The organism is Streptococcus oralis (genome assembly GCF_023109155.1).
GTDB classification, from domain to species: domain Bacteria; phylum Bacillota; class Bacilli; order Lactobacillales; family Streptococcaceae; genus Streptococcus; species Streptococcus oralis_BZ.
This window is the reverse complement of record NZ_JALDUA010000001.1, coordinates 569,286-586,561: the sequence shown is the minus strand read 5'-3', so window position 1 is coordinate 586,561 and position 17,276 is coordinate 569,286. Positions and strand designations below refer to the sequence as shown.

Annotated in this window: 16 protein-coding genes and 1 tRNA gene; 4 read left to right on the top strand and 13 right to left on the bottom strand. The window is 42.3% G+C overall.

Annotated features, from left to right (window positions below; all coding sequences use genetic code 11):
- Positions 1-58: 58 nt before the first annotated feature.
- The 10 genes from vncS to cshA form a co-directional block, all read right to left on the bottom strand.
- A complete protein-coding gene (gene vncS / locus M1F63_RS02900) occupies positions 59-1,387 on the bottom strand; it encodes a sensor histidine kinase (RefSeq protein WP_247940672.1) in 1,329 nt (442 codons plus the stop codon).
- Entirely contained in the window at positions 1,384-2,040 is a 657-nt protein-coding gene (gene vncR, locus M1F63_RS02895; RefSeq protein ID WP_000697937.1) for a response regulator transcription factor VncR, read from the bottom strand. The genes vncS and vncR overlap by 4 nt, the downstream gene beginning before the upstream one ends.
- A gap of 141 nt (positions 2,041-2,181) precedes the next feature.
- Entirely contained in the window at positions 2,182-3,561 is a 1,380-nt protein-coding gene (vex3, locus tag M1F63_RS02890; RefSeq protein WP_247920370.1) for an ABC transporter permease, read from the bottom strand.
- A 50-nt stretch (positions 3,562-3,611) separates the two neighbouring features.
- The gene (gene vex2, locus M1F63_RS02885) at positions 3,612-4,259 is read right to left on the bottom strand and encodes an ABC transporter ATP-binding protein (RefSeq protein ID WP_247940671.1); all 648 of its coding nucleotides are present in this window, start codon (positions 4,257-4,259) and stop codon (positions 3,612-3,614) included.
- Between the two features lie 12 nt (positions 4,260-4,271).
- The gene (locus M1F63_RS02880; RefSeq protein WP_247940670.1) at positions 4,272-5,549 is read right to left on the bottom strand and encodes an ABC transporter permease; all 1,278 of its coding nucleotides are present in this window, start codon (positions 5,547-5,549) and stop codon (positions 4,272-4,274) included.
- Between the two features lie 133 nt (positions 5,550-5,682).
- Positions 5,683-6,294, bottom strand: a complete 612-nt coding sequence (locus M1F63_RS02875; protein ID WP_247940669.1) for a CPBP family intramembrane glutamic endopeptidase — start codon at positions 6,292-6,294, stop codon at positions 5,683-5,685.
- Between the two features lie 271 nt (positions 6,295-6,565).
- Positions 6,566-6,651: transfer RNA gene (locus M1F63_RS02870), tRNA-Leu, on the bottom strand.
- Positions 6,652-6,731: 80 nt separating this feature from the next.
- Complete coding sequence (locus M1F63_RS02865; RefSeq protein WP_049489822.1) at positions 6,732-7,307, bottom strand: cysteine hydrolase family protein; 576 nt, start codon at positions 7,305-7,307, stop codon at positions 6,732-6,734.
- Positions 7,307-8,095, bottom strand: a complete 789-nt coding sequence (gene codY, locus M1F63_RS02860; protein ID WP_000940724.1) for a GTP-sensing pleiotropic transcriptional regulator CodY — start codon at positions 8,093-8,095, stop codon at positions 7,307-7,309. The genes M1F63_RS02865 and codY overlap by 1 nt, the downstream gene beginning before the upstream one ends.
- Before the next feature lie 282 nt (positions 8,096-8,377).
- The gene (gene cshA, locus M1F63_RS02855; RefSeq protein ID WP_247940668.1) at positions 8,378-9,955 is read right to left on the bottom strand and encodes a degradosome RNA helicase CshA; all 1,578 of its coding nucleotides are present in this window, start codon (positions 9,953-9,955) and stop codon (positions 8,378-8,380) included.
- 348 nt (positions 9,956-10,303) lie between these two features.
- Here cshA and M1F63_RS02850 point away from each other — a divergent pair, with 348 nt between their 5' ends.
- The 4 genes from M1F63_RS02850 (at position 10,304) to M1F63_RS02835 (ending at position 15,207) form a co-directional block, all read left to right on the top strand.
- Entirely contained in the window at positions 10,304-11,620 is a 1,317-nt protein-coding gene (locus M1F63_RS02850) for an FAD-containing oxidoreductase (protein WP_247940667.1), read from the top strand.
- 251 nt (positions 11,621-11,871) lie between these two features.
- A complete protein-coding gene (murT, locus tag M1F63_RS02845) occupies positions 11,872-13,215 on the top strand; it encodes a lipid II isoglutaminyl synthase subunit MurT (RefSeq protein WP_247940666.1) in 1,344 nt (447 codons plus the stop codon).
- Positions 13,215-13,997, top strand: a complete 783-nt coding sequence (gene gatD / locus M1F63_RS02840; RefSeq protein WP_125413446.1) for a lipid II isoglutaminyl synthase subunit GatD — start codon at positions 13,215-13,217, stop codon at positions 13,995-13,997. The genes murT and gatD overlap by 1 nt, the downstream gene beginning before the upstream one ends.
- A gap of 127 nt (positions 13,998-14,124) precedes the next feature.
- Entirely contained in the window at positions 14,125-15,207 is a 1,083-nt protein-coding gene (locus M1F63_RS02835) for a M24 family metallopeptidase (RefSeq protein ID WP_247940665.1), read from the top strand.
- 40 nt (positions 15,208-15,247) lie between these two features.
- On the opposite strand, the gene M1F63_RS02830 is transcribed toward M1F63_RS02835, so the two are convergent.
- Genes M1F63_RS02830 through truA form a run of 3 tightly spaced genes read right to left on the bottom strand, consistent with a single transcriptional unit; the run spans position 15,248 to position 17,199 of the window.
- Positions 15,248-15,709 carry an ECF transporter S component gene (locus M1F63_RS02830; protein ID WP_084937417.1) on the bottom strand — a complete coding sequence of 154 codons (462 nt, stop codon included), beginning with the start codon at positions 15,707-15,709 and terminating at the stop codon, positions 15,248-15,250.
- The gene (locus M1F63_RS02825; RefSeq protein ID WP_084860178.1) at positions 15,687-16,460 is read right to left on the bottom strand and encodes a bifunctional hydroxymethylpyrimidine kinase/phosphomethylpyrimidine kinase; all 774 of its coding nucleotides are present in this window, start codon (positions 16,458-16,460) and stop codon (positions 15,687-15,689) included. Before M1F63_RS02825 ends, M1F63_RS02830 begins: the two co-directional genes overlap by 23 nt.
- Positions 16,450-17,199, bottom strand: coding sequence for a tRNA pseudouridine(38-40) synthase TruA (truA, locus tag M1F63_RS02820; RefSeq protein ID WP_247940664.1), 750 nt, complete (start codon positions 17,197-17,199; stop codon positions 16,450-16,452). Before truA ends, M1F63_RS02825 begins: the two co-directional genes overlap by 11 nt.
- Positions 17,200-17,276 lie beyond the last annotated feature (77 nt).

Here is a 17,276-nt window from a genome sequence, read left to right as displayed (position 1 = left end):
TTCCCATACTTTAGATTGAATTTCTTCCAATCCAATCAATGTAACCCCTTTCTTCTCCTTAGTCCTGAGTGACTTTGGGATAACGTATGAAGAAGGTCAATCGAGCATCCTGCATCTCAAAATGATAAGGTAATTTCTCATGTTCTAATAAACTTTTGACCACAAAGAGTCCCATTCCTGAACCCTTGGCCTTGCGACTAGCATTTTCAGAAAAAGACTGGGCCAATTTTTCTTGTTCTTCAGGACTACAGCTATTCTCGATATAGAGCTCCCCTTCTCTTTCACCAATTCGGACCAAGCCACCTGGAGTGGAGTGCTTGATAGCATTACTGATGAGATTCGATAGGATCAACTTCATTACAGATGTGTTTATATAAGCCTGCTGATGGGTTAGGCTAATGTCTACCTGAAGTTCTCTATCCTTGGCGAGTAAAGCATAATCCTTGACCAGACTTTGCGTCATCTGAAGGAGGTCAACCTCTTCTTTCTCGTCTCGCAATTCCTGAACAGAGGAAAGAGACAATATCTGGAGAACGTGGTGACTGAGGTCGTCCACAATCCCCAAGGCAACTCCCAGATAGTGGTCTCTATCCTTATAACGGCCGACATTTTCTTTCATATTTTCGATTAGGATTTTCAAACTAGCCAGAGGTGTTTTCAGTTCATGAGAAGCCCCTCGTAGGAACTCAACCTTCATCTTCTCCAGCTGGAGAATAGCTTCATTCTTGTCATGCAAGTCCGCAATGACAGTCAAGAGATGCTGGTAAAGGCTATTGATTTGTTCCTTGAGATCGCCAATCTCATCCTTAGAATCCACGCGCAATCGCACTTGTCCATCCAAATCCATCATCCGACGGGTCACCCGCTTGATTTCCAAGATTGGGGCAACAATGGTTCGAGCATAGATATAGGCCACCAAGAGGGAAATTAGAAAAGATGCCAACAAGGTATAGGGAAGAAATTGGAGACTGATCTGCTCTGCTTCCTTTTGCAAGTCCATGGACGCTAAAAACTGGAGAGTCATCGTGCTACCATCTTGCGTTTTCACCTCACGCTCCTCAATAAAGAGAGAGGTGGTCTGGCGGTCCGTATCCAGAGTAAGATTGTCCTTGACTTCTAACTTGTCCTCGGTCATCTCTCCCTTGACAGCTCCTTTGATATCACTGGTCTGGGAATACAAATCTAATACTTGTTCAATATTTTTCCTATCCTTTCCGTCCAGGGACTGGGCAATGGCTGTCGCTTTCTGGCCAATGGTTTCCTGACGATGGCTCAGATAAGTAGAGGGAAAGAGAAAATAAATGGCTAAATGAAGACAAATAACCAGAACACTGAAAATCGAGAAGGTATAGATAAATATCTTTGTAAATAAACCTGTTCGTTTCATTTTCGCTCCAATTTATAACCAACATTGCGCACAGTGAGGATGCAATCCAAGTCTAGCTTTTTCCGCAGTTCCTTGATATAGACATCAATGACACGATCAAAGGGAACCTCATCTGTCGCCTTCCAGACAGCATCGATAATCTGAGAACGAGTCAAGGCCCGTCCTTCATTTTTCACCAGATAGTCCAGAATTTCCAACTCTTTGGCATTAATGGCAACTTCTTGACCTGCGAGGCTTGCACTGTAACTCTCAAAGTCCACCTTGGTATCCTTATAAGAGAAGACTCGTCCTGTATCGTAGTAGCGCTTGAAAATCGCATCCACCCTCACTTCTAAGAGGGAGAGGGAGAAGGGCTTTTCCAGATAACCATCTGCCAGAGAGGCAAAGGCACTCATCTTGTATTCTTCATCCTGAAAGGCGGTCAGCATCAAGACAGGAACCTGACTGGTCTTACGAATCTCAGCTAGAACTTCTAAACCATTTAGTTTGGGCATCTGGATATCCAGCAGTACTAGAGCAACTTCATAGCTGGAAAATTTTTCCAGAGCTTCCTGACCGTCCGCCGCCTCAATGGTTTCATAACCACAATCCGTCAAATAGTCACTGATTCCCTCACGGATCATCTCTTCATCTTCTACAATTAAAATTTTCATAGAAAAACGTTTCACATTCCTTTAAATTTCTTGTAAATTATCTCAGTTTCATCCTGAAAGGAAGAGGCCTTATCAAGACAAAACAGATAAAAATGCTACCTATATTATACCCCATTTAGGGGAGAATAGGTAGCAAGTTTTTTATTCGCTATCGAGCAAGAGCTCTTTTGGTTGTTTTCTAAGGAGATTGCTTGAAGCAAGCGCCATAACGAGAATCACTAGAACCAAAGCAAGGACAAAGACGATGATAAAGTCTGATGTCTGAATGGAAATATCTAAGCTCGACAAGGTCTTGCTAAAGCCATCTACTTCTGCACCACCACCAAGATTAGAGGCTTGAGCAGCCTTACTGGCTTGCTTGGCAACACCTGAAGTGACATTGGCAAGAACAGTATTTCCGATGGCACGAGCTGTGTAGTTGGCTAGGAAGTAAGCAGAAACGAGAGCAGGGATGGCAATCAAGATTGATTCTGTGATAAATTGCCCCAAGATACTTGCCTGCTTGAGACCGATAGAGAGGAGGATTCCCACTTCCTTGCGACGGGCGTTGATCCAAAGGCTGAGCAAGAGTGCAAGGAGAAGAACTGAGAAGCTCAAGCTACCCCAGAAGAGGAGGTTGGCCATCTTGTACATACCAGAGATGGATTGCTCTAGAGCTGGGTAGTTAGAGGAGCTCTTCACAAGTGTGTAGCTCTTCCAGTTGATACCGCTGATACCATTCAACTCTTTCATAACGTCATCCAAGTTCTTGTCCGCTGTTACAAAGAAGGTTGCGTCCCCATAAATAGCTGTATCTTCTGTGTATCCATAAAGTTTTGTAGCAGTGTGAATGTCTGTGATAGCTGTATTTTCATAGAGTTCTTGTGAATAGGTTACTGCTGACTTATTGTGACCATCAAAGAGCCCCTTGATTGTCACTTCGACTGTTTCCTTGGCCCCTTTTTCATTGTCTGCATCATAGACATTAGAGTCCAATTTGACCTTATCTCCAACTTTCCAGCCATGTTTGGCTGCCAAGTCCTTGTGCATGAGAATCTTGTCCTTGTCGTCGTTAGTTAGGTGCTCACCTTCAACCAGCTTATATGAGCCAGAGACAAACTTATCTTCTTTAGAGGAGTCATTGACACCTGTAATCATCAAACTACTTCCAAAACGCTTAGCACGGTCAGCAGTGAGATTTTTCTTGGTTTCTGGCGTTTCGATGAGTTCATATCCAGTCAAATCTCCGATGGCGTTGATGCGTTTAACATAAGACTCGATGGCCTTATTTTCGGTGATTTTTTTGATATCCTCACCCTTAATATTCCCAGAACCACGTGGCGTTCCTTGATTGACGCGACGATTGATTTGCATGGAGAAACTATTGGTGATATTTTTAAAGGTCTCCTGAGAAGCCTTGGCAGTAGCTCCTTTGATCGACAAACCGACCAAACTCAAGCTCGCCATGAGGAGAATAATCAGGAAGATAACAATCGATTTGAAAAACTTCCTTGTAACATAGGCAAATGCGTTGTGTAACATAGGTTCCCTTTCTAGATTTGATTTCATAATTCTATCAAAACAAGCTCATCTTATTTTGTAGTGTTGCGAGTTTCAGTCAGTTTCTTGTCCTTCAATTCAAGTGTAATATCTGACGCTTGTGCCACTTCTTTACTGTGGGTGACGACGATCACACATTTACCTATTTTCTCGGCAAGTGATTTGAGCAGTTCGATAATATCTCCGGCAGTTTTAGGGTCCAGATTTCCTGTTGGCTCATCAGCTAGAATAACTGGAGCTTCTGATACCAAACTGCGAGCGATGGCTACACGTTGCTGTTGACCACCTGATAACTGGAGAACGTTCCGCTTGATCTGACTTTCATCCAAGCCAAGCTCAAGAAGTGTATCCTTGCTTGCTTTTTTGTTGACCAAGCGGATATTTTCCAGCGGAGAAAGATAATCTATCAAGTTATAATTTTGAAAGACCAGGGAAATATGGTGCATGCGATGGTAAGAATACCCCTTATTCCGAATGTCCTCTCCTTGGAAAAGGATAGAACCTTCAACAGGACTATCTAGACCAGCAAGGAGGGACAAGAGAGTGGATTTTCCTGCTCCTGACTCACCAATGATACTATAAAATTTTCCGGGTTCAAAATTATACTTGATCTGATATAAAACTGCCTCAGCAGTGTTCTTATAACGGTAGGTAACATCTTGCAATTGTAATAAAGTCATGATTTCTCCTTCTTAACTAATAGATGATAAAATTTCTTTCAGCGATTTTCTAAATAGAAATACGAAACAAAGGGCTACTGATAAACAACCAATCAGGAGCAGAAAGACATAGGATTCTGCAAAGGATAGGAGACTGGTTGATAGACCACTTGCTTTGGCCAGCGTGTCTTGTAAGCTTGCCTGATCTCCACTGGCTAGTACAGTTTGAAGCAGATAGGATGTGATGGCGTTTCCTGCAACAAATGCTGGAAGCAAAGCTCCGATTGATACCAAAACTACCTCTAAACAGAATTGTAGGAAGATTGATCTCTTGCTTTTTCCAAGTGCGAGTAGAATCCCCACTTCGTAGACCCTTTCTCTCAACCAGAGAGACAAGACCAAAATTAAGGCTCCAGCTCCAGCTATCAACATCCCATAAAGGAAGATGGTGAGGAAGGTTTGGAAGGTTGCCACTGAGTCTTTGATTTGTTCAAAGGCCTTGTTCTCCTTCTCAACTTGGTAGCCTTGACTTTCTAAAGCCAAGTTTTCTACCTGCTTCATGAGTCCGTCCATTTCCTTAGGATTTTCTACATAGAAGCGAGCTGCACTGACTTGCGGTTCACTATTTCCCAGAAGCGTTTGGCTGCTTTCATAGTCTGTAAAGACCTGGTTTTCACTGAAGTCGGAAGACAAGCCTGTGAATTTTTCTTGTTTCTTACCAGAAAAGATGCCGACAATCTCAAACTCTACTGTTTGCCCTTTTCCAGCTTCGGACTGACCAGCATCCAAGCGAATCTTATCATGAAGCGAAAGACCATTCTTCTTGGCCAACTCCTCGTGGATGAGGATTTTCTTGGAGTCCCCTTTTTGAAGGTGTCGCCCTTCTTTTAGATTGAAAGCCGAACTGGTAAAGGTGACATCCTTGGATGAATCCTCGAGAGCCGTTAAGCTAACCAAGTTCTTGTCTGCAGCTGACAAATCATCACGTTCTACGCTCTGCTCACCACTCACCGCTTCCTTGTCTTTCAATTTTGCGACCGTCTCAAGTTCAGGAGAGACATTTTCCAGTCCCTTAATCTTGCTCACGGATGCTAGGTCAGACAACTTGAAGGTCTGTCCATTTTCTATCTTTTTGATAGAAAAAGATGTGTTGAGTGATTTGTAAAGATTGCTTTCTACTGTTTTGTTGGACTTCATCAGAGTCAAACAGGCTGAAATTCCTGCTAAAAGGACAAATAAAATCAGAAATAAAATAAAACTTCTCAGTCGTTTTCTGCTGACATAAGCCCAAGCTCTTTGGATTGGATTCATTTGTCACCTCCATGTTTGTAAGACTATTATAAAATCCAAATATGAAATGTTTATGAAATCGAAAATTTTTTTGATTTATTTTTTGAAAAAAAGCTGGTATTTCTACCAGCTCCATTTTTATAACTGCATCCACTCAAAGCAAAGAAAATGCAGAAACTAAACCAGAGAGGATGTTGGCTGTGGCATGCATTAGCCAACTTGGTAAAATTGATCCTCCTGCTATCTTTTCATTAACAAAACCAAGATAAGCTGCTATTGCTCCAGTAAAAAATACAATGAAAAAAGTGACTTCCAAACTCACTACTGAAGCAAACAACACTCCATGAAGCAATCCAAAAGCGAAGGCCTGTATGGTATTTGCAAAGACAAACGGCATGTGATTTGCCATTCGTTTCAGTAGAAAACCTCTAAATAATAGTTCCTCTGGTAAAGATGTCTGCAAAATACTGTAAATTAGAATACTTGGTAAAGCCTTAGAACCCATAGCAGAAAAAGCCGAAGTAGCTGTTTCTAGACCACGAGTAAGAGGAAAGATAAGGATAGAAAAAATAGTAAATAAGGAAAATCCCCCCACCATCCATAAAATCAGATGCAAAGTTTTTACTCTTTTGATAGCTTTTAGTCCGATCCATTCCATAAATGGAACTTTCCCCCTCATAGTCATAAACCACCAGATAGAAGGTAGTAAAATAATAAAGAGAATTTGAATAAAGGCGCTCATTATTCGTTGAAGTTCATTAACCATCATAATCCTCCTTTACACTTTTGAAATACTCATTTCAAATACCAAACGACTATCTACTCCTCCTTTCCTACCTTATATATCCGTTTTAACCAAGCCTATTAGTATCCATTACTCGATGATCTTTCATATAAAACTTTTTGCAGTTATTTTCTATCTATATTATAGCACTATTTTAAAAAAGAAAAAAAACAAGAAAGGTAGACCTCTCTTGTTGGATAATCACTATGCGTGCTAACAAAAAAAGAGCTAGCCAAAGCTAACTCTTACCCTATGCGGAGAGAGGGACTTGAACCCTCACGACCTAAAGCGGTCACAGGATCCTTAGTCCTGCGCGTCTGCCAATTCCGCCATCCCCGCGTCGATTACTTTACTAGTATATCAACTTTCAAAATCTTTGTCAACACTTTTTTCAGATTTTTTTCATTTTTCCAACAGGCTTATAGTTCAATTTCAGCAAGGTTTTCATCCAGTAATTTTGCTCCCAATGTGTTCTTAAAATGCCCAAGAGCAAACTGATGATTTTCTGGCCAAATAGAGGCAACTGCAGGCTTGACAATCTCGATTTGATAACCTAAATTATAGGCATCAATAGCCGTATGAAGAACACAAATATCCGTCAAAACACCTGTTAAGATAACAGTATCAACCCGACGTTCCCGCAAACGGATATCTAAGTCCGTTCCTGAAAATGCTGAATAGTGACGCTTGTCCATCCAAAAGACGCGACTATCCGCCTCATGCTCAGCATAAAAGTCAGCTAGGGGGCCATAAAGGTTACGCCCACTAGTTCCGATGATGTTGTGTGGTGGAAAGAGCTTGCTTTCTGGGTGGAATGTATCCTTCTCTTCATGAGCATCAATGGTAAAAAAGACATAGTCTCCACGATCAAAAGCTAATCTAGTTACCTGATCAATGGCTTTTGATATTGCTTGAGCGGGTGCGCCAGCAGTTAGCTTTCCATGGTCTGCTACGAAATCCTCTGTATAGTCAATCGAGATTAAAGCTTTTGCCATTAGTAGTCCCTCTTTTTCACTTCCTCAAAAATATCACCAATTAGAACTTTGAGATAAGTCCCCTTCATTCCTAATGAGCGACTCTCAATAATTCCCGCAGACTCCAATTTACGAAGCGCATTGACAATCACTGAGCGTGTAATGCCAATACGGTCTGCAATAACTGATGCCGTCAGCTGCCCTTCATTTCCATCCAATTCAGCTAAAATAGCTGATACGGCACGCAGTTCTGAATAGGAAAGGGTGTTGACCGCCATGGTAACAGCCGTACGACGGCGAATATTTTTCTCGTCTTCTTCGCGTTGGAAGTTCAATAGTTGAATTCCCACAACCGTGCTCGCAATCTCGACAAGGATCAAATCTTCATCTTCAAATTTCTTGTCATTGCGCCAAATGATCAACGAACCTAGACGAATCCCTGATACATGAATCGGAGCGATGGTCGTCAAACCATCTGGAAAGTCCGCACGGCTCTCCACAGGGAAAATGGTCAAATCATGTTCAACAGGAAGGTTGGCTTCCGTGTCATAAATCATGTTTGCCCCTTGTACATAGACGTCAGGGAAGGTTTTGGTTTGGAAGAACTGTTCTACACGGTCATTATTGGTCTTATAACGCATAAAGTAGCCCAAGAGACGTCCCTTGTTATTCACAATACAAGCGTTACAATCAATAATATCAGCTAACTGGCGTGTAATCGCATTGTAAGGAAGTTCATCTTGGAGTTGCTCCTCAGAGCGCTTTAGAATAGACGTGATTTTTCTTGTTTTTTCTAATAAATGTGCCATTTTTTACCTCGCATATAATCGCTTCCATTATAACATAGAAAAGTCTTTATTTCAATAATTATCTGAAAATTGCTTATTTAATTGCAATTTTGAACAGCAAAAATATTTTAGAAAAAAAGCGATTTTTTTATTGACATCCTATTTTATTTTTGATATTATAACATTATAAGAAGATGACATGATAAATCCCTTTCCGTTTCACCTATCCTTTACTATCACCATCTTCTTTTACTATCGGTCTCCTTATATATAAAAGCGATTCACAGTGTGAATCGCTTTTTTCTATTTGTCTCCTTTGTTACGAATAACAAAGCCGGTCTTCTTTTCGCTTGAAGTGTTGCGAGGTTTTTTATTGTCTTTGTTACGGTAACGTCTGTCTTTATCAAAACGGTCGTTTCCACGACTGCCTTTCTTGAAGTCATCACGGCGACCATTGCCACGGCGATCACGATCTCGACGGTCGTCTCCACGACGGCCTCCTCGACCTCCCTTACCTTTGCCACCAAAGCCATTACTTGATGGTTTAAATGGCAGTGGTTTTTCACGCGCAATCTCCACTTCAGGAAGGCTGTCTGGATCTTGGACTGTCAGGCTCAAGATATACATAGCCAATTCTTCTGGACTAAATTCAGCAGCTAACTTACGAGCATCTTTAGCAAATTTCTCAAAGTTCCCACGAATTGCTTCGTCTGCGAAGTCTCGTTCGATTTTCTTGAGCGCTACTTGTTTCTTAGCTTGGAAGGCTTCTTCTGCTGTTGCTGGTTTCAAGCCTTTCATGCGTTTCTTAGTCAAGGTTTCGATGATTTGAAGGTAGCCCATTTCATTTGGTGCTACGAAAGTAATAGATTGACCTGACTTACCAGCACGACCTGTACGACCGATACGGTGAACATAACTTTCAGGATCTTGTGGAATATCGTAGTTGTAGACATGGGTCACACCTGAGATATCCAAACCACGTGCTGCCACATCAGTCGCAACTAGAACATCAAGATTGCCATTTTTAAAATCACGAAGGACACGAAGACGTTTATTTTGGTCTAAGTCACCATGAATTCCTTCTGCACGAAAGCCACGAATTTTAAGTCCACGAGTCAATTCATCTACACGGCGTTTGGTACGACCAAATACAATAGCAAGTTCTGGTTGTTCCACATCCATGAGACGTGTCATAGTATCAAATTTCTCTTGTTCCTTGACACGGATATAGTACTGATCCACTAGCTCTGTTGTCAATTCCTTGGCAGCAATCTTGACATGCTCAGGTTCTTTCATAAACTGAACACCAATACGTTTGATAGCATCTGGCATGGTTGCTGAAAAGAGCAAGGTTTGACGATTTTCAGGGACACGGGAAATGATGGCTTCAATGTCTTCAAGGAAGCCCATGTTGAGCATTTCATCCGCTTCATCAAGGATAAGGGTTTCAATGTCTTGTAATTTCAAGGCCTTGCGTTTAATCAAGTCCAAGAGACGGCCTGGTGTTCCTACCACGATGTGGGCACCAGATTTAAGAGCTTTGATTTGTTTTTCAATGCTGGAACCACCGTAAACTGAGCGAACTTTCACTCCCTTGCTACGGCCAAAACGGAAGAGTTCTTCTTGGCTTTGGACAGCGAGTTCACGAGTTGGAGCGATAACCAAGGCTTGGATGGTCGCTTCTTCTGTACGGATTTTTTCAAGGGTTGGCAAGCCAAAGGCTGCGGTTTTCCCTGTACCAGTCTGAGCTTGACCGATAACGTCTTTTCCTTCGAGAGCCAATGGAATGGTCTGTTCTTGGATAGGACTGGCTTCTACAAATCCAGCTTTTTCAATCTCTGCTAGCAATTCAGCAGACAAGTTAAATTCATTAAATTTCACGTTATTCTTCTTTCTAAAGGTGGTGCGAAGCCACCCTATAGCGCGTAGTTTATACTTTTCTTTTCATGACGTATCTTCTACAAAAAAGAGATACTGTGTTGCTTCTTTTCCACGAAAGAAAAGTACTGGTTTCTTTGCAACCTATCTAGTATAACACAAGAGAGAGGCAAAAGATAGTAGAATCCTTTGGGAAAATCATGTAAACGATTTTCTAGCAGTAAAGTAGCCCAAAACTGGTTTTTCAAAGGATTTGAAGGGAGCATTTCAAGCCCACTCCATTTCCCGTAGCAGAATTGTGCAAAAGTTTTTTTCTTGTGCTAGAATGAAATGCGAAAAGGAGGAAGATAAATGTTAACTTATGATTTAATCGTTATTGGATTTGGTAAAGCTGGTAAAACACTAGCTGGTAAATTGGCTTCAGCTGGTAAAAAAGTTGCCCTTATCGAACGTAGTAAGGCTATGTATGGTGGAACTTGTATCAACATCGGATGTATTCCAACTAAAACCTTGCTAGTTGCTGCTGAGAAAGACTTGTCTTTTGAAGAAGTGATTGCTACTAAAAACACGATCACTGGTCGCCTCAACGGTAAAAACTATGCGACTGTTGCTAGTACAGGCGTGGATATCTTTGATGCGGAAGCTCACTTCCTTTCAAACAAAGTCATCGAAATCCAAGCTGGTGATGAAAAACAAGAACTGACTGCTGAAACTATCGTTATCAATACCGGTGCCGTTTCAAACGTCTTGCCAATCCCTGGACTTGCTACAAGTAAGAATGTCTTTGACTCGACTGGTATTCAAAACTTGGACAAATTGCCTGAAAAACTTGGTGTCCTTGGTGGCGGAAATATCGGTCTTGAATTTGCAGGACTCTACAACAAACTTGGAAGCAAAGTTACAGTCCTAGATGCCTTGGATACTTTCCTACCTCGTGCAGAACCTTCCATCGCAGCTCTTGCTAAACAATACATGGAAGAAGACGGTATTGAATTGCTTCAAAACATCCGTACCACTGAAATCAAAAACGACGGTGACCAAGTTCTCGTCGTAACTGAAAACGAAACGTACCGTTTTGACGCCCTTCTCTACGCAACTGGACGTAAACCGAATGTAGAACCACTTCAACTTAAGAATACAGATATCGAACTTACTGAACGTGGTGCTATCAAAGTAGACAAACATTGTCAAACAAACGTTCCTGGTGTCTTTGCAGTCGGAGACGTCAATGGTGGACCTCAATTCACCTACATCTCACTTGATGACTTCCGTGTTGTCTACAGCTACCTTGCTGGAGATGGCAGCTACACTCTTGAAGACCGTCTCAATGTGCCAAACACCATGTTCATCACACCTGCACTTTCACAAGTTGGTTTGACTGAAAGCCAAGCAGCTGATTTGAAACTTCCATACGCAGTGAAGGAAATCCCTGTTGCAGCAATGCCTCGTGGTCACGTAAATGGAGACCTTCGCGGAGCCTTCAAAGCTGTTGTCAATACTGAAACAAAAGAAATTCTTGGAGCAAGTATCTTCTCAGAAGGTTCTCAAGAAATCATCAACATCATCACTGTTGCGATGGACAACAAGATTCCTTACACTTACTTCACAAAACAAATCTTCACTCACCCAACCTTGGCTGAGAACTTGAATGACTTGTTTGCGATTTAAGTTGAGACTGTTTTGTTAGCCAACAGCCCGACGAGGGCTGTTTTTGTTTCTGCGAAATCTCATACTCTTCGAAAGTCAAATTCAAACTACGTCAGCTTCACCTTGCCGTATATATGTTACTGACTTCGTCAGTTCTATCTACAACCTCAAAGCAGTACTTTGAGCAACCTGCGGCTAGCTTCCTAGTTTGCTCTTTGATTTTCATTGAGTATCAAATCTGTCTTTTCCCTCTTTTATGATATAATAGAAACATGAAATTAAAAACTACTTTGGGCCTCCTAGCTGGGCGTTCTTCTCACTTCATTTTGAGCCGTCTTGGCCGTGGAAGCACGCTCCCAGGAAAACTCGCCCTTCAATTTGATAAAGATATTTTACAAAATCTAGCTAAGAACTACGAGATTGTCGTGGTCACTGGAACCAACGGAAAAACCCTGACAACTGCCCTCACTGTCGGCATTTTAAAAGAAGTTTATGGTCAGGTTCTGACCAATCCTAGTGGCGCCAATATGATCACAGGGATAACGACAACCTTCTTGACGGCCAAATCCTCTAAAACTGGGAAAAACATTGCCGTTCTAGAAATTGACGAGGCCAGTCTATCTCGTATCTGTGACTACATCCATCCAAGCCTTTTTGTGATTACTAATATTTTCCGTGATCAGATGGACCGCTACGGTGAAATTTACACAACTTATAACATGATTTTGGATGCCATTCGTAAGGTGCCTACGGCTACTGTTCTCCTCAATGGTGACAGTCCACTTTTCTACAAGCCAGCTATTCCAAATCCTGTAGAGTATTTTGGTTTTGACTTGGAAAAAGGACCAGCCAAACTAGCTCACTACAATACCGAAGGAATCCTCTGTCCTGACTGTCAAGGCATTCTCAAATATGAGCACAATACCTATGCCAACTTGGGTGCCTATATCTGTGAAAATTGTGGCTGCAAACGACCTGATCTAGACTATCGTTTGACAGAACTGGTTGAATTAACCAACAATCGCTCTCGTTTTGTCATTGACGGACAAGAATACGGTATCCAAATCGGTGGACTTTACAACATCTACAATGCGCTAGCTGCAGTTGCCATCGCCCGTTTCCTTGGCGCAGATTCGCAACGGATCAAGCAAGGATTTGACAAGAGCCGCGCTGTATTCGGGCGCCAGGAGACCTTCCATATCGGTGATAAAGAATGTACCCTCGTCTTGATTAAAAATCCTGTTGGCGCTACCCAAGCTATCGAGATGATCAAACTAGCTCCTTATCCATTTAGTTTATCTGTTCTCCTTAATGCCAACTATGCTGATGGGATTGATACTAGCTGGATTTGGGATGCTGACTTTGAACAAGTCACTGACATGGACATTCCTGAAATCAACGCTGGTGGTGTTCGTCATTCTGAAATCGCTCGCCGTCTACGGGTGACAGGCTACCCAGCTGATAAAATCACTGAGACAAGCAATCTGGAGCAAGTTCTCAAAACCATTGAGAACCAAGTCTGCAAGCATGCTTATATTCTAGCTACCTATACTGCTATGCTTGAATTCCGCGAACTGCTGGCTAGTCGTCAGATTGTTAGAAAGGAGATGAACTAATGGTTTATACTTCACTTTCCTCAAAAGCTGGCAATTACCCTTATCAGCTCAACATTGCCCACCTCTATGGAAACCTCATGAATACCTACGGGGACAATGGAAACATCCTCATGCTCAAGTATGTGGCTGAAAAACTGGGGGCACATGTGACGGTTGACATCGTTTCTCTCCATGATGATTTTGATGAAAATCACTATGATATTGCCTTTTTCGGCGGTGGTCAAGACTTTGAACAAAGCATCATCGCAGGCGACCTTCCTGCTAAAAAAGAGAGCATTGACAACTACATCCAAAATGACGGTGTGGTTCTCGCTATCTGCGGTGGTTTCCAACTATTGGGGCAATATTATGTTGAAGCTTCAGGCAAACGTATCGAAGGGCTCGGTGTCATGGGCCACTATACCCTCAACCAGACCAATAATCGCTTTATCGGTGACATCAAGATTCACAATGAAGATTTCGATGAAACCTACTATGGATTTGAAAATCACCAAGGTCGTACCTTCCTCTCTGATGACCAAAAACCGCTGGGTCAGGTTGTCTATGGAAATGGAAACAACGAAGAAAAGGTCGGCGAAGGGGTTCATTATAAGAATGTCTTTGGTTCCTACTTCCACGGACCTATCCTCTCTCGTAATGCCAATCTGGCTTATCGCCTCGTCACTACTGCTCTCAAGAAGAAATACGGTCAGGATATCCAACTCCCTGCCTATGAGGACATCCTCAGTCAAGAAATCGCTGAAGAATACAGCGACGTGAAAAGCAAGGCTGACTTTTCTTAAACTAAGGAAAATTATATCAAAGAACTCCCCTATCTTGTCGGAGTTCTTTTTGCCTGTTCTTTTACCCTTCTCCCTTGCATTTTCTCTCTTTTTTTGCCAAAATAGAGGGGTAGAAAGAAGGTAGCATATGTCTAAATTACAACAAATCCTAACATATCTTGAATCAGAAAAACTAGACGTCGCTGTCGTATCTGACCCCGTCACTATTAATTACCTCACTGGCTTTTACAGTGATCCCCATGAACGCCAAATGTTCCTCTTTGTTCTAGCAGATCAGGAACCTCTCCTCTTTGTCCCAGCCCTTGAAGTGGAGCGTGCAAGTAGCACCGTTTCCTTCCCAGTTGTGGGCTATGTGGACTCTGAAAACCCTTGGAAGAAAATCCAAAATGCCTTGCCACAGTTAGACTTCAAACGTGTTGCTGTCGAGTTTGACAATCTCATCTTAACCAAATACCATGGTTTGAAAACAGTCTTTGAGACTGCTGAGTTTGAAAACCTCACTCCTCGCATCCAACGCATGCGCCTCATCAAATCAGCTGACGAAGTGCAAAAAATGATGGTTGCAGGTCTCTATGCTGATAAGGCTGTTAAGGTTGGTTTTGACAATATTTCTCTTGATAAGACTGAGACAGATATCATCGCCCAAATCGACTTTGCCATGAAACGTGAAGGCTATGAAATGAGCTTTGATACCATGGTCTTGACTGGCGATAACGCTGCAAATCCGCACGGAATTCCTGGTGCAAACAAAGTTGAAAAGGATGCTCTTCTCCTCTTTGACCTAGGTGTTATGGTCAATGGCTACGCATCAGATATGACTCGTACAGTGGCTGTTGGCAAACCAGACCAATTCAAAAAAGATATCTACAACTTGACCCTTGAAGCCCAACAAGCTGCCCTTGACTTTATCAAACCTGGTGTAACTGCCCATGAAGTTGACCGCGCTGCCCGTGAGGTCATCGAAAAAGCTGGTTATGGTGAATACTTCAACCACCGGCTCGGTCACGGTATCGGTATGGATGTCCACGAATTCCCTTCTATCATGGAAGGAAATGACATGGTCATCGAAGAAGGCATGTGCTTCTCTGTTGAACCAGGTATCTATATCCCTGGTAAAGTCGGCGTTCGTATCGAAGACTGTGGTGTTGTTACCAAGGATGGCTTTGACCTCTTTACAAGCACCAGCAAAGATTTGCTTTATTTTGATTAAATATAGACAAGCAAAAAGTCAGCTATTGAAGCTGACTTTTTTATTTTATCTTCTTGACACTCTGAAAGACTACAAATCCCACAACCATTCCCAAGGTATTTTGTAGGAAGTTTGGAAGGATTTCTGGCAAGGCTGCTGACCAGCCATTCATTAGAGTTGAGCCCAGAGCGTAGCCACTTACCATGACGATAGTAGCTAAGACTAAGCCCAACCATTGCCATTTCCCTTTAAAACCTGCAAAATAACCTTGCAAGCCATGGTTTACCAAGCTAAAGAACATCCACTGTGGAAAGCCTGATAAAAGGTCAAGCAGAAAAGCTGCTAGTCCTCCAACGACGGCCCCTTCTTTACTGCCAAAGTAAAAGGCAGTAAAGAAAATACCTGCATCCAAGAGAGTCAATATTCCTGTTGCCGTTCCAATTTTCAAGTAATAACCTAGAACCACAGAAAGGGCGGTTAAGAGGGATACAAGGGCGATTTTAGTTGTTTTGGTTTGCTTCATATTGTCTTACTCCATATTGATCTGCTTGTGCAATAGCACGGTAAACGAAAGCTTTCGAGCTCTCTACTGCTGGTAAAAGTTCATCACCTTTAACCAAGTGACTGGCAATGCTTGAGGCAAAGGTACATCCTGCACCAGCATTTTGGCCTTGAATGACTGGGTTTTCTAGAACAGTGAAAGTTTGTCCATCATAAAAGACATCCACTGCCTTGTCATGACTGAGGCGATTACCTCCCTTGATAATGACTGCTGGCGCTCCTAAATCATGCAATTTCTGCGCTACAGCTTTCATGTCTTCCAATGTTTTAATTTCCTGACCAGCCAATAATTCTGCTTCAGGAAGATTTGGCGTAATCACACTGACATGAGGGAAAAAACGAATCAACTCTTGGCAGAGCTCACTAACAGCCACGTCGTGCGTTTCCTTGCAGACCAAAACGGGGTCCAATACCACAGGCACTCCTGGACGTTGCTTGATAAAGTCCAAGGCCTTCTCAGCCACACTGACAGTAGGGAGAAGACCAATCTTAATCCCTGCAAACTCGACATCACGTAAGCTATTCAACTCATGTTGGAAAATAGTATCATCCGTAGGGAAGACTTCAAAGCCCTTTTCGGTCAAGGCCGTCAAACAAGTGACAGCTACAAAGCCATGCAAGCCGTTCAAAGTATAGGTAGCCAAATCAGCTGACAAACCACCACCACTAAAAATATCATTCCCAGAAAGGGCTAAAATACGATTATTCTTCATAACGAATCTCCTTTAAATACAAGCCATTTGGTGCCGCAGTGGGACCAGCAAGTTGCCTGTCCTTCTTCTCTAAGATGAGGTCAATCTGCTCAACTGGCATCCGATTATTTCCGATTTTGAGCAGCGTCCCCACCATATTGCGAATCTGCTTATACAAGAAACCATTTCCTGAAAAGGTAAAGGTCAAAAATTGGCCTGTCTCATCAACACTAAGGCTGGCTTCTGTAATGGTTCGAACCTTATCCTCTACACTAGTCCCAGATGCTGTAAAACCGGTAAAATCATGGGTTCCTTCTAATTTCTTGACAGCCTCCTGCATCCGCTCCACATCGAGCGGATAAGGAAAGTGAGTGGCATAGTGACGACGCATCGGATTCTTAGGACGCCCCCTATCTACTATAAACTCATAGGTCTTGCTATGTTTTGCATAACGGCAATGAAAATCATCCGCCACAAGCTCAATCGAAATCACATCGATATCTTCTGGAGACTGGGTATCCAGAGCAAAACGGAGTTTTTCCTCATCCATCTGATAGGGCAGATCAAAATGAATAACCTGTCCCAGAGCATGGACCCCACTATCCGTCCTACCAGAACCATGAACAGTGATGGCTCGCCCCTTATTGAGTCTCGTTAAGGTTTTTTCGATTTCCTCTTGAACGCTCCGCGCATGAGGCTGGCGCTGAAAACCAGCAAAGGCATAACCATCATAAGAAATAGTTGCTTTATATCTTGTCATAACTTCTATTTTATCAGGAAATAAAAGTGTAAACAAGTTTAAAAACCAATAATTGTCTGGGTACAAAATTCCCAGAA